13 protein-coding genes are annotated in these 12,852 nt (G+C 56.5%); all 13 read left to right on the top strand.

Annotation, left to right across the window (positions count from 1 at the left end):
* Positions 1 to 138: 138 nt before the first annotated feature.
* Positions 139 to 2,418, top strand: a complete 2,280-nt coding sequence (gene maeB, locus G4551_RS16980) for an NADP-dependent oxaloacetate-decarboxylating malate dehydrogenase (RefSeq protein ID WP_003838520.1) — start codon at positions 139 to 141, stop codon at positions 2,416 to 2,418.
* Between the two features lie 160 nt (positions 2,419 to 2,578).
* Entirely contained in the window at positions 2,579 to 2,914 is a 336-nt protein-coding gene (eutS, locus tag G4551_RS16975) for an ethanolamine utilization microcompartment protein EutS (RefSeq protein WP_003037995.1), read from the top strand.
* A gap of 12 nt (positions 2,915 to 2,926) precedes the next feature.
* Positions 2,927 to 3,406 carry an ethanolamine utilization acetate kinase EutP gene (eutP, locus tag G4551_RS16970; protein WP_003838521.1) on the top strand — a complete coding sequence of 160 codons (480 nt, stop codon included), beginning with the start codon at positions 2,927 to 2,929 and terminating at the stop codon, positions 3,404 to 3,406.
* Complete coding sequence (gene eutQ / locus G4551_RS16965) at positions 3,384 to 4,088, top strand: ethanolamine utilization acetate kinase EutQ (protein ID WP_003038001.1); 705 nt, start codon at positions 3,384 to 3,386, stop codon at positions 4,086 to 4,088. Before eutP ends, eutQ begins: the two co-directional genes overlap by 23 nt.
* A gap of 9 nt (positions 4,089 to 4,097) precedes the next feature.
* Positions 4,098 to 4,901, top strand: a complete 804-nt coding sequence (eutT, locus tag G4551_RS16960; protein WP_003838524.1) for an ethanolamine utilization cob(I)yrinic acid a,c-diamide adenosyltransferase EutT — start codon at positions 4,098 to 4,100, stop codon at positions 4,899 to 4,901.
* Positions 4,898 to 5,914, top strand: a complete 1,017-nt coding sequence (pta, locus tag G4551_RS16955; protein ID WP_003838526.1) for a phosphate acetyltransferase — start codon at positions 4,898 to 4,900, stop codon at positions 5,912 to 5,914. The genes eutT and pta overlap by 4 nt, the downstream gene beginning before the upstream one ends.
* 37 nt (positions 5,915 to 5,951) lie before the next feature.
* Positions 5,952 to 6,245, top strand: a complete 294-nt coding sequence (gene eutM, locus G4551_RS16950) for an ethanolamine utilization microcompartment protein EutM (protein ID WP_003835054.1) — start codon at positions 5,952 to 5,954, stop codon at positions 6,243 to 6,245.
* Positions 6,246 to 6,359: 114 nt separating this feature from the next.
* Positions 6,360 to 6,647: an ethanolamine utilization microcompartment protein EutN gene (eutN, locus tag G4551_RS16945; RefSeq protein WP_003038011.1), complete on the top strand. Its 288-nt coding sequence runs from the start codon at positions 6,360 to 6,362 to the stop codon at positions 6,645 to 6,647.
* A gap of 11 nt (positions 6,648 to 6,658) precedes the next feature.
* A complete protein-coding gene (locus G4551_RS16940) occupies positions 6,659 to 8,062 on the top strand; it encodes an aldehyde dehydrogenase family protein (protein ID WP_003038014.1) in 1,404 nt (467 codons plus the stop codon).
* Positions 8,063 to 8,074: 12 nt separating this feature from the next.
* The gene (gene eutJ, locus G4551_RS16935; protein WP_003838530.1) at positions 8,075 to 8,914 is read left to right on the top strand and encodes an ethanolamine utilization protein EutJ; all 840 of its coding nucleotides are present in this window, start codon (positions 8,075 to 8,077) and stop codon (positions 8,912 to 8,914) included.
* Positions 8,904 to 10,091 (top strand): ethanolamine utilization ethanol dehydrogenase EutG, encoded by a 1,188-nt coding sequence (gene eutG / locus G4551_RS16930; protein ID WP_003038020.1) that lies wholly within the window; start codon positions 8,904 to 8,906, stop codon positions 10,089 to 10,091. The genes eutJ and eutG overlap by 11 nt, the downstream gene beginning before the upstream one ends.
* Positions 10,092 to 10,210: 119 nt before the next feature.
* Positions 10,211 to 11,443 (top strand): ethanolamine utilization protein EutH, encoded by a 1,233-nt coding sequence (gene eutH / locus G4551_RS16925; protein WP_003038023.1) that lies wholly within the window; start codon positions 10,211 to 10,213, stop codon positions 11,441 to 11,443.
* On the top strand, positions 11,440 to 12,843 hold the full coding sequence (gene eutA / locus G4551_RS16920; protein ID WP_003838534.1) for an ethanolamine ammonia-lyase reactivating factor EutA: 1,404 nt from the start codon (positions 11,440 to 11,442) through the stop codon (positions 12,841 to 12,843). Before eutH ends, eutA begins: the two co-directional genes overlap by 4 nt.
* Positions 12,844 to 12,852: the final 9 nt, after the last annotated feature.

Below are 12,852 nucleotides of genomic sequence, written 5' to 3'. Positions count from 1 at the left end.
GATAACAAATTCTTTCTTTGAATGGTGAGAGTTTGGGGACCTTCAAAGTTTGTGCCGTTGACTGAGGTGATAATGTGCGGCTCAGTAGAATGGTTACCCGCGCCACTTTTTTGATAGATACGTGAAAGGAACAACAAGATGGATGACCAGTTAAAACAAAGCGCCCTCGATTTCCACGAATTTCCGGTACCCGGTAAAATCCAGGTTTCTCCGACCAAGCCTCTGGCAACGCAGCGCGACCTGGCGCTGGCCTACTCGCCGGGCGTGGCTGCACCGTGTCTTGAAATTGAAAAGGACCCGCTGGCAGCCTACAAATACACCGCGCGCGGCAACCTGGTTGCGGTTATTTCCAACGGTACGGCGGTGCTGGGCCTGGGCAATATTGGCGCACTGGCCGGCAAACCGGTGATGGAAGGTAAAGGCGTTCTGTTTAAGAAATTCGCCGGGATCGACGTGTTCGACATTGAAGTCGATGAACTCGATCCGGATAAATTTATCAATGTGGTTGCGGCCCTGGAACCCACGTTTGGCGGTATCAACCTCGAAGATATCAAAGCGCCGGAGTGCTTCTACATTGAGCAAAAGCTGCGCGAACGCATGAATATTCCGGTCTTCCACGATGACCAGCACGGTACAGCAATCATCAGTACTGCCGCAATTCTGAACGGTCTGCGGGTGGTTGAGAAAAATATCTCCGACGTGCGCATGGTGGTGTCTGGCGCAGGCGCGGCGGCGATTGCCTGTATGAACCTGCTGGTAGCGCTGGGTATGCAGAAACACAATATTGTGGTCTGTGACTCCAAAGGCGTGATTTACAAAGACCGCGAACCGAACATGGCGGAAACCAAAGCGGCTTATGCGGTGGTGGATGACGGTAAGCGTACGCTGGATGATGTCATTGACGGCGCAGATATTTTCCTCGGTTGCTCCGGTCCGAAAGTGCTGACGCAGGAAATGGTTAAGAAGATGGCGCGTGCGCCAATGATTCTGGCACTCGCTAACCCGGAACCGGAAATCCTGCCGCCGTTGGCAAAAGAGGTGCGTTCCGACGCAATCATTTGTACTGGCCGTTCAGACTACCCGAACCAGGTTAATAACGTCCTGTGCTTCCCGTTCATCTTCCGCGGTGCGCTGGATGTCGGTGCAACGGCCATCAACGAAGAGATGAAACTGGCGGCGGTGCACGCCATTGCTGAGCTGGCGCATGCCGAGCAGAGTGAAGTGGTGGCCTCTGCTTATGGCGATCAGGACCTGAGCTTCGGCCCGGAATACATCATTCCGAAACCGTTCGACCCGCGTCTGATCGTCAAAATCGCCCCTGCTGTGGCGAAAGCAGCGATGGACTCTGGTGTGGCCACGCGTCCGATTGCCGACTTTGACGCTTACATCGATAAGCTGACTGAATTCGTCTACAAAACCAACCTGTTCATGAAGCCAATTTTCTCCCTGGCACGCAAAGCGCCGAAGCGTGTGGTGCTGACGGAAGGGGAAGAAGCGCGTGTACTGCATGCTACTCAGGAGCTGATTACTTTAGGACTGGCAAAACCAATCCTGATCGGTCGTCCGAGCGTTATTGAAATGCGTATCCAGAAACTGGGGCTGCAGATCAAAGCGGGCGTCGATTTTGAGATCGTCAACAACGAATCCGATCCACGCTTTAAAGAGTACTGGAGCGAGTACTACCAGATTATGAAGCGCCGTGGGATCACCCAGGAGCAGGCGCAGCGTGCGGTGATTGCCAACACTACGGTGATCGGTGCAATCATGGTGCAGCGTGGCGAAGCGGATGCGATGATCTGCGGTACGATTGGTGACTACCATGAGCACTTCAGCGTGGTGAAAGAGGTGTTTGGTCATCGTGACGGCGTGCATACTGCCGGGGCGATGAACGCCTTGCTGCTGCCAAGTGGTAACACTTTTATCGCCGATACTTACGTCAACGACGATCCTACGCCTGAGCAACTGGCGGAAATCGCTGTGATGGCGGCAGAGACTGTGCGTCGCTTTGGTATTGAACCGAAGGTGGCGTTGCTGTCGCACTCCAACTTTGGTTCCTCTGACTGCCCGTCGGCCAGCAAAATGCGCGAAGCGCTGGAGCTGATTAAGGCGCGCGCGCCAGAGTTGATGATTGACGGCGAAATGCACGGCGATGCCGCGCTGGTGGAAAGTATCCGTAATGACCGCATGCCGGACAGTCCGCTGAAAGGCTCAGCGAATATTCTGGTGATGCCGAATATGGAAGCGGCCCGTATTAGTTACAACTTACTACGCGTTTCCAGTTCTGAAGGCGTAACGGTTGGCCCGGTGCTGATGGGGGTTGCGAAACCTGTTCATGTATTAACGCCGATCGCCTCTGTTCGTCGTATCGTTAATATGGTGGCGCTGGCGGTTGTAGAAGCCCAAACGCAGCCGCTGTAATTTCACTTTAATTAATTTCCGGCGCGGGTTTCTCTCGCGCCTTTTTATTTTCCCTTTCTTAGTGATCTACTTCACCTTTTAAACCTGGTTGCCGAATTTTGTTATTTACTCTGACAAAAAATTGCCACGATAAGGGCAGTTTTAGCGGAGGTGGTGAGCAATGGAAAAAGAACGCATTATTCAGGAATTTGTGCCGGGGAAACAGGTCACGCTGGCGCATCTCATTGCGCACCCCGGCGAGGAATTAGCGAAAAAGATCGGCGTTCCCGAAGCGGGCGCTATCGGCATCATGACGCTGACTCCAGGCGAAACCGCGATGATTGCCGGTGACTTAGCCATGAAGGCGGCGGATGTACATATCGGTTTTCTCGATAGATTCAGCGGCGCACTGGTGATCTACGGCTCGGTAGGCGCAGTAGAAGAAGCGTTATTACAGACGGTAAGCGGTCTGGGTCGATTATTAAATTTCACTTTGTGCAACCTGACAAAAAGTTAATCAGAGGCGGCGATGAAACGTATTGCGTTTGTCGGTACGGTGGGGGCGGGGAAAACAACGCTCTTTAATGCGCTACAGGGGAATTATTCCCTCGCCAGAAAAACACAGGCCGTGGAGTTTAATGAAAATGGCGATATCGATACGCCAGGGGAATATTTTAGCCATCCGCGCTGGTATCACGCCTTAATTACCACGCTGCAGGATGTCGATACGTTGATTTATATACACGCGGCAAATGATAAAGAAAGTCGCTTACCTGCCGGGCTGTTGGATATCGGTGCCAGTAAACGACAAATCGCCGTTATCAGTAAAACGGACATGCCGGATGCCGACGTCGCCGCAACGCGACAACTACTTCGCGGGATGGGGTTTCAGGAGCCGATTTTTGAGCTCAATAGCCATGACCCGCGCAGTGTGCAGCACCTGGTGGATTATCTGACTGAGCTCAGCCAAAAGGAGGAAAGGGCAGGTGAAAAAACTTATCACAGCTAACGATATTCGTGCGGCCCACGCACGCGGCGAACAGGAAATGTCGGTTGTTCTGCGCGCCAGCATCATCACCCCGGAGGCGCGCGAAGTGGCGGAGCTGCTGGGCGTTACCATCAGTGAATGCGATGAATCCGCGCCAGGCGCCGTCGCTGCTGCTCCGGCTGCGGTGATTGATGGCAAAACGGAAAGCCAGCGTATTCGCGAAACCATCATTGCGCAGTTACCGGAAGGGCAGTTTACCGAAAGCCTGGTCGCGCAGCTGATGGACAAAGTCATGAAGGAAAAGCAGTCGCTGGAGCAGGGCGGAATGCAGCCGAGCTTTAACTCGGTGACCGGCAAAGGCGGTGTGAAAGTCATCGACGGCAGCAGCGTGAAGTTTGGTCGTTTTGACGGCGCGCAGCCGCACTGCGTGGGCTTAACCGATCTGGTGACCGACCAGGACGGTAGCAGCATGGCCGCCGGGTTTATGCAGTGGGATAACGCCTTTTTCCCATGGACGCTGAACTACGACGAAATCGACATGATTCTGGAAGGAGAGCTGCATGTTCGCCACGAAGGCGAAACCATGATTGCAAAAGCCGGGGACGTGATGTTTATCCCGAAAGGCTCCAGCATCGAATTTGGTACGCCATCGACGGTGAAGTTTCTGTATGTGGCCTGGCCTGCGAACTGGCAGTCCTGCTAAGGCGGATGTATGAAGGATTTCATTACCGAAGCATGGCTCAGAGCGAATCATACGCTCAGCGAAGGGGCTGAAATTCATCTCCCCGCTGACGCTCGCCTGACGCCGTCTGCCCGGGAATTACTGGAAAGCCGACATCTGCGCATTAAGTTTATTGACGAGCAGGGCAGCCTGTTTATTGATGACGAAGAACAGCAGCCGCAGCCGGTGCATGGGTTAACCAGCAGTGATACGCATCCACAGGCCAGCTGCGAACTGTGCCATCAACCGGTGGCGAAGAAACCGGACACCCTGACGCATCTGACGGCGGACAAGATGGTCGCCAAAAGTGACCCTCGGCTGGGATTTCGCGCCGCGCTGGACAGCACCATCGCCCTGGCCGTGTGGTTGCAGATTGAGATGGCAGAACCGTGGCAGCCGTGGCTGGCGGATATCCGCTCGCGCCTGGGCAATATTATGCGCGCAGACGCCATGGATGAGCCGCTGGCAGCACAAGCTGTCGTGGGTTTAAGTGACGAAGATTTACACCGTCTTTCGCATCAACCGCTGCGCTATCTGGACCACGACCATCTGGTGCCTGAAGCCAGCCATGGACGTGATTGCGCGCTGCTTAATCTGCTGCGTACCAAAGTCCGTGAAACGGAGACGGTGGCGGCCCAGGTATTCATCACTCGCAGTTTTGAGGTTATACGACCGGACATTATGCAGGCGCTCAACCGCCTTTCCAGTACGGTCTACGTGATGATGATTCTGAGTGTTGCAAAGCATCCGCTGACGGTTAGTCAAATTCAACAGAGACTGGGGGAGAAGCAATGATCATTGAACGTGCTCGTCAACTCGCCCAACGCTCACCTGCACGAGTAGTGTTCCCGGATGCGCTGGATGTCCGGGTGCTGAAGGCGGCGAATTACCTGCATCAGCACGGTCTGGCACGCCCCATTCTCGTCGCCAGCCCGTTTGCGCTACGCCAGTTTGCGCTCAGTCATCGCGTAGCCATGGATGGTATTCAGGTTATTGATCCACAAAGCAATGTACAGATGCGTGAAGAGTTTGCCCTGCGCTGGCAGGCAACGGCGGGTGAAAAAACGCCGCCGGATGCGCGGGAGAAGCTCAACGATCCGCTGATGTTTGCCGCCGCGATGGTCAGTGCCGGTAAAGCCGATGTGTGTATTGCGGGCAACCTGTCATCAACGGCAAACGTGCTGCGTGCAGGATTGCGCATTATTGGATTACAGCCTGGTTGCAAAACGCTGTCGTCAATTTTCCTGATGCTGCCGCAGTATCTCGGGCCGTCATTAGGATTTGCAGACTGTAGCGTTGTGCCGCAGCCCACCGCTGCACAGCTGGCGGATATCGCCATCGCCAGCGCAGAAACCTGGAAAGCGATCACAGGTGAAGAGCCGCGCGTGGCCATGCTGTCGTTTTCAAGTAATGGCAGTGCTCGCCATCCTAACGTCGCTAACGTGCAGCAGGCGACCGAGATCGTTCGTGAGCGTGCCCCGCAGCTTACCGTGGACGGTGAACTGCAATTTGATGCCGCCTTTGTTCCGGATGTCGCTGCGCAAAAAGCGCCAGCAAGTCCGTTAAAGGGCAATGCCAATGTGATGGTCTTCCCATCGCTGGAGGCGGGCAATATTGGCTACAAAATCGCTCAGCGTCTGGGAGGGTATCGCGCAGTAGGGCCATTGATTCAGGGGCTTGCCGCACCGCTTCATGATCTCTCTCGTGGCTGTAGCGTACAGGAAATTATCGAACTGGCGTTGGTGGCAGCAGTGCCGCGCCAGACTGACATGAGTCGTGAAAACGCCTCGCACACACTGGTTGTATAAGGTCCCGTTCAGGACCCCTTAATGAGAGGAAAACACAATGGAAGCATTAGGAATGATTGAAACCCGGGGCCTGGTTGCACTGATTGAGGCTTCTGACGCAATGGTTAAAGCGGCACGCGTGAAACTGGTTGGCGTGAAGCAGATCGGTGGCGGTCTGGTCACTGCCATGGTCCGTGGCGACGTAGCGGCATGTAAAGCTGCAACGGACGCAGGTGCTGCGGCAGCACAGCGTATTGGCGAGCTGGTTTCAGTTCACGTGATCCCGCGTCCGCACGGCGATCTGGAAGAAGTGTTCCCGATCAGCTTTAAAGGCGACAGCAACGACATGTAAGTCGTCCATGTGACGCCACAGACTTCATTGCTGGCGTCACCCTCTCTCCTTTTCACATTACCTTCTGCGGAGGGTAGGGGGAGGTTTTACCTGAAATATGCCACGGAGGCGCGTATGAAACTGGCAATCGTTACAGGACAAATTGTTTGTACCGTACGCCATCAGGGGCTCGCGCACGACAAGTTGCTGATGGTGGAAATGATTGACGCCCAGGGAAATCCCGACGGGCAATGTGCTGTTGCTATCGACAGCATCGGGGCGGGAACCGGAGAGTGGGTGCTGCTGGTCAGCGGAAGCTCCGCCCGTCAGGCGCACCGGAATGAATCATCGCCTGTCGATCTGTGCGTGATTGGCATTGTCGATGAAGTGGTGGCAGGTGGTCAGGTGATCTTCCATAAATAAGGCAGAAAATCATGAATCAACAGGATATTGAACAGGTCGTGAAAGCGGTACTGCTGAAAATGAAAGACAGCAGCCAACCCGTCAGTGCCGTTCAAGAAATGGGCGTTTTTGCCTCCCTGGATGACGCAGTGGCGGCAGCAAAACTGGCCCAGCAGGGGCTGAAAAGCGTCGCCATGCGCCAACTGGCTATCACGGCGCTACGTGAGGCGGGCGAAAAGCACGCCAGAGAATTAGCGGAACTTGCCGTCACTGAAACCGGCATGGGACGCGTCGAAGATAAATTTGCCAAAAACGTGGCGCAGGCGCGCGGCACGCCGGGTGTGGAATGCCTGTCTCCACAGGTTCTGACCGGCGATAACGGTCTGACGCTGATTGAAAACGCGCCGTGGGGCGTGGTGGCCTCGGTAACCCCATCCACCAACCCGGCCGCGACCGTTATTAACAACGCCATCAGCCTGATTGCCGCTGGTAACAGCGTGGTTTTCGCACCGCATCCGGCGGCGAAAAAAGTCTCTCAGCGCGCTATCACTCTGCTTAACCAGGCGGTAGTTGCCGCAGGCGGTCCGGCAAACCTGTTGGTGACGGTTGCCAACCCAGATATCGAGACTGCCCAACGTCTGTTCAAGTACCCTGGTATCGGCCTGCTGGTGGTGACCGGTGGTGAAGCCGTAGTAGATGCCGCGCGTAAGCACACCAACAAACGTTTGATTGCCGCTGGCGCAGGTAATCCGCCGGTGGTGGTTGATGAAACGGCTGACCTGGCACGCGCGGCGCAGTCGGTAGTCAAAGGCGCATCGTTTGACAACAACATCATCTGCGCTGACGAAAAAGTGCTGATCGTGGTCGATAGCGTCGCTGATGAACTGATGCGTCTGATGGAAAGCCAGCATGCGGTGAAACTCACCACGGCCCAGGCCGAACAGCTGCAGCCGGTGCTGCTGAAAAATATCGATGAGCGCGGTAAAGGCACGGTCAGTCGTGACTGGGTAGGTCGTGACGCAGGCAAAATCGCTGCGGCGATTGGTCTGAACGTACCGGAGCAAACCCGTCTGTTATTCGTCGAAACCTCCGCGACGCATCCGTTTGCCGTCACCGAACTGATGATGCCGGTTCTACCAGTCGTGCGGGTCGCTAACGTCGATGAAGCCATTGAACTGGCGGTCAAGCTTGAAGGCGGTTGCCACCATACGGCGGCGATGCACTCGCGCAATATCGACAACATGAACCGTATGGCAAACGCCATTGATACCAGCATCTTCGTTAAGAACGGACCGTGCATTGCCGGTCTTGGACTGGGCGGTGAAGGCTGGACCACGATGACCATTACCACACCAACCGGGGAAGGGGTGACCAGTGCGCGTACGTTTGTGCGTCTGCGTCGCTGTGTGTTGGTAGACGCCTTCAGAATTGTATAAGGAGTAAATGAGATGGCGCACGACGAACAACGTTGGTTGACACCCAGACTGCTAAAAGCGGCAACGCTATGTAACCAGACGCCCACAAAGAGCGATTCACCGCTGTGGTTGGGCATTGATTTGGGAACGTGTGATGTGGTGTCGATGGTTGTGGACAGTGACGGACAGCCGGTCGCGGTTTGCCTGGACTGGGCCGATGTCGTGCGCGATGGCATCGTCTGGGATTTCTTTGGTGCGGTGACCATCGTTCGTCGCCATCTCGATACGCTCGAACAACAGCTGGGTTGCCGCTTTACCCATGCGGCAACCTCATTTCCACCGGGAACTGACCCTCGCATCTCTATTAACGTGCTGGAGTCTGCCGGGCTTGAAGTGAGCCATGTGCTCGACGAACCGACAGCGGTGGCGGATCTGTTGCAGCTCGATAACGCCGGCGTGGTGGATATTGGTGGTGGCACTACCGGGATTGCGATCGTTAAACAAGGCAAGGTGACCTACTCCGCTGATGAAGCAACCGGTGGACATCATATCTCTCTGACGCTGGCCGGGAACCGTCGTATCCAGTTAGAAGAAGCCGAGCAGTACAAGCGTAGCAACGGCAAAGAAATCTGGCCGGTGGTGAAGCCTGTCTACGAAAAAATGGCGGAAATCGTGGCTCATCATATTGCGGGTCAGGGCGTTACCGATTTATGGCTGGCCGGTGGTTCCTGCATGCAGCCGGGCGTTGATGAGCTGTTCCGTAAGCGTTTCCCGGAACTGCAGGTGCATTTACCCCAGCACAGCCTGTTTATGACCCCGCTGGCGATTGCCAACAGCGGAAAAGAAAAAGCGGAAGGAATCTATGCAAGCTGAATTGCAGACCGCGCTCTTTCAGGCATTCGATACCCTGAATCTGCAACGCGTAAAAACGTTTAGCGTTCCACCGGTCACCCTTTGTGGGCTGGGAGCGCTCAGTACCTGCGGACAGGAAGCACAAACGCGCGGATTGACGCATATGTTCGTCATGGTGGACAGCTTCCTGCATCAGGCGGGGATGACCGCCGCGCTGGAACGCAGTCTGGCGATGAAAGGCGTGGCGATGACGCTGTGGCCATGTCCGGTGGGCGAACCGTGCATTACGGACGTCTGCGCGGCGGTCGCGCAATTGCGTGAATCGAAGTGCGATGGCGTTGTGGCCTTTGGTGGTGGCTCCGTACTCGATGCCGCCAAGGCAGTGGCGTTGCTGGTGACCAACCCCACTCAGACGCTGGCAGACATGGACGAGCGCAGCGCGTTACGCCCACGTCTGCCGCTGATTGCCGTACCGACTACCGCCGGAACGGGCTCAGAAACCACCAACGTCACGGTAATAATCGACGCCGCGACTGGACTCAAAAAAGTGCTGGCCCACGCAACCCTGATGCCGGATGTGGCGATCCTGGACGCTGCATTGACGGAAGGCGTGCCTGCACATGTAACGGCAATGACCGGGATTGATGCACTGACGCACGCCGTTGAAGCGTATAGCGCGCTGAACGCGACGCCATTTACCGACAGTCTGGCGATTGGCGCGATTGCGATGATAGGTAAATCGCTGCCGAAGGCCGTCGGCTACGGTCAGGATCTGGCGGCGCGCGAAAGCATGCTGCTGGCTTCCTGTATGGCCGGGATGGCGTTTTCCAGCGCAGGGCTGGGCCTGTGCCATGCGATGGCGCACCAGCCGGGAGCGACGTTGCATATCCCACACGGACAGGCTAACGCCATGCTGCTTCCTACGGTAATGGGGTTCAACCGCATGGTGTGTCGTGAGCGCTTCAGCCATATCGGACGCGCGTTAACCAACAAGAAATCGGACGATCGTGATGCTATCAACGCGGTCAGCGAGTTGATTAGCGAAGTGGGCCAGACCAAACGGCTCTCAGACGTTGGAGCAAAACCCGAGCATTACAGCGCATGGGCACACGCCGCGCTGGAGGATATTTGTATTCGCAGTAACCCACGCACCGCCACGCAGGAACAGATTATCGACCTGTACGCGGCTGCCGGGTAATGCCTGTAGGCCGGATAAGGTGCTCGCACCGCCATCCGGTAATAACACGGCGTTAATGCCGGAGGCGACGTAAACGTCTTATCCGGCCTACAAATCACAAATGACAGGGAGTAGGGGCTATGGGAATTAACGAAATCATCATGTACATCATGATGTTCTTTATGCTGATTGCCGCCGTGGACAGGATCCTGTCGCAGTTCGGCGGTTCGGCGCGCTTCCTCGGTAAGTTCGGTAAGAGCATTGAGGGATCGGGCGGTCAGTTTGAAGAAGGCTTTATGGCAATGGGCGCGCTGGGTCTGGCGATGGTCGGTATGACCGCGCTGGCGCCGGTACTGGCGCATGTGCTCGGGCCGGTAATTATTCCGCTGTACGAAATGCTGGGCGCGAACCCGTCGATGTTTGCCGGAACGCTGCTGGCGTGCGATATGGGCGGCTTCTTCCTGGCGAAAGAGCTGGCGGGCGGCGATGTGGCGGCGTGGTTGTACTCTGGCCTGATTCTCGGCGCGATGATGGGGCCGACGCTGGTGTTCTCCATTCCGGTTGCGCTGGGAATTATTGAACCGTCTGACCGTCGTTATCTGGCGCTGGGCGTGCTGGCCGGTATTGTCACCATTCCGATTGGCTGTATTGCGGGTGGTCTGGTCGCGATGTACTCCGGCGTGGAAATCAACGGTCAGCCTGTGGAGTTCACCTTCGCGCTGATCCTGATGAACATGATCCCGGTGCTGATCGTAGCCGTGCTGGTGGCGCTGGGACTGAAATTCATCCCGGAAAAAATGATCAACGGCTTCCAGATCTTCGCCAAGTTCCTGGTAGCGCTGATCACCCTCGGTCTGGCTGCGGCAGTCATCAAGTTCCTGCTCGGCTGGGAGCTGATCCCAGGTCTTGATCCTATTTTCATGGCGCCAGGCGACAAGCCGGGTGAAGTGATGCGCGCCATCGAAGTTATCGGTTCTATCTCCTGTGTGCTGCTGGGTGCCTACCCGATGGTGCTGCTGCTGACCCGCTGGTTTGAAAAACCGCTGATGAGCGTCGGCAACCTGTTAAAAGTCAATAACATTGCTGCTGCGGGTATGGTGGCAACGCTTGCCAACAACATCCCAATGTTCGGCATGATGAAAAACATGGATACCCGCGGCAAAGTGATCAACTGCGCCTTTGCGGTTTCCGCGGCCTTCGCTCTGGGTGACCACTTAGGTTTCGCCGCTGCCAACATGAACGCCATGATCTTCCCGATGATTGTCGGCAAGCTGATCGGCGGCGTGACGGCGATTGGCGTGGCTATGCTGTTAGTACCGAAAGACGAAGATGTTCCGGCACCAGCAGAAACCAATCCGGAGGCGCAATCGTGAATACTCGCCAGCTACTCAGCGTCGGTATCGATATCGGCACCACCACCACTCAGGTGATCTTCTCGCGCCTTGAGCTGGTTAACCGTGCGGCAGTGTCGCAGGTGCCGCGCTACGAATTCATCAAACGCGAAATTAGCTGGCAAAGCCCGGTGTTCTTTACCCCCGTTGATAAGCAGGGCGGGTTGAAAGAGGCCGAACTGAAAGCACTGATCCTCGCCCAGTATCAGGCGGCGGGGATTGCGCCAGAGACCGTCGATTCCGGCGCGATCATCATTACCGGGGAAAGTGCCAAAACGCGCAACGCGCGCCCGGCGGTGATGGCGCTCTCCCAGTCGCTGGGGGATTTCGTGGTTGCCAGCGCCGGTCCGCATCTGGAATCAGTGATTGCCGGTCACGGTGCGGGGGCGCAAACCCTGTCCGAGCAGAAGTTGTGCCGCGTACTGAATATCGACATCGGCGGCGGTACGTCGAACTACGTTCTGTTCGATGCCGGAAAAGTCAGCGGATCGGCCTGTCTGAATGTCGGCGGACGGCTACTGGAAACGGACGGTCAGGGGCGCGTGGTGCATGCGCATCAGCCGGGACAAATGATTGTGGATGACGTATTTGGTCCAGGCACTGATGCCCGAACCCTCAATGCGGCGCAGCTTGTTCAGGTGGCCCGACGGATGGCGGCGCTGATTGTGGAGGTGATTGACGGCACGCTTTCACCGCTGGCACAGGCGCTGATGCAAACCGCTCTGTTACCGGAGGGCGTGAAGCCGGAAGTGATTACGTTGTCCGGCGGGGTGGGCGAGTGCTACCGCAACCAACCTGCCGATCCGTTCTGTTTTTCCGACATTGGGCCGCTGTTAGCGACGGCGCTGCATGAACATCCGCGCCTGCGTGAGATGAACGTGCAGTTCCCGGCGCAAACCGTGCGCGCCACGGTGATTGGCGCCGGTGCGCATACGCTGTCGCTTTCGGGCAGCACTATCTGGCTGGAGGGTGTGGCGCTTCCGCTGCGCAATCTGCCGGTGGCGATTCCGGTTGATGAGGCTGATCTGGTGGCCGCCTGGCAACAGGCACTAATGCAGCTCGATCTGGACCCGCAAACGGACGCCTACGTGTTGGCGCTGCCCGCTTCTCTGCCGGTGCGCTACGCCGCGCTGTTAACGGTGATTGATGCGTTGCTGGCCTTTGTCGCGCGCTATCCGAATCCGCATCCCCTGCTGGTGGTAGCCGAGCAGGATTTTGGTAAAGCCCTGGGCATGCTGTTACGCCCACAGTTACAGCAACACCCGCTGGCGGTCATCGATGAGGTGGTTGTCCGGGCGGGGGACTATATCGACATTGGTACGCCTCTTTTTGGCGGATCGGTTGTGCCGGTGACGGTGAAATCACTCGCATTTCCTTCCTGAGGGAACGAC

This window comes from Citrobacter freundii ATCC 8090 = MTCC 1658 = NBRC 12681 (assembly GCF_011064845.1).
Taxonomy (GTDB): domain Bacteria; phylum Pseudomonadota; class Gammaproteobacteria; order Enterobacterales; family Enterobacteriaceae; genus Citrobacter; species Citrobacter freundii.
This window is presented reverse-complemented; position numbering and strand designations above follow the sequence as displayed.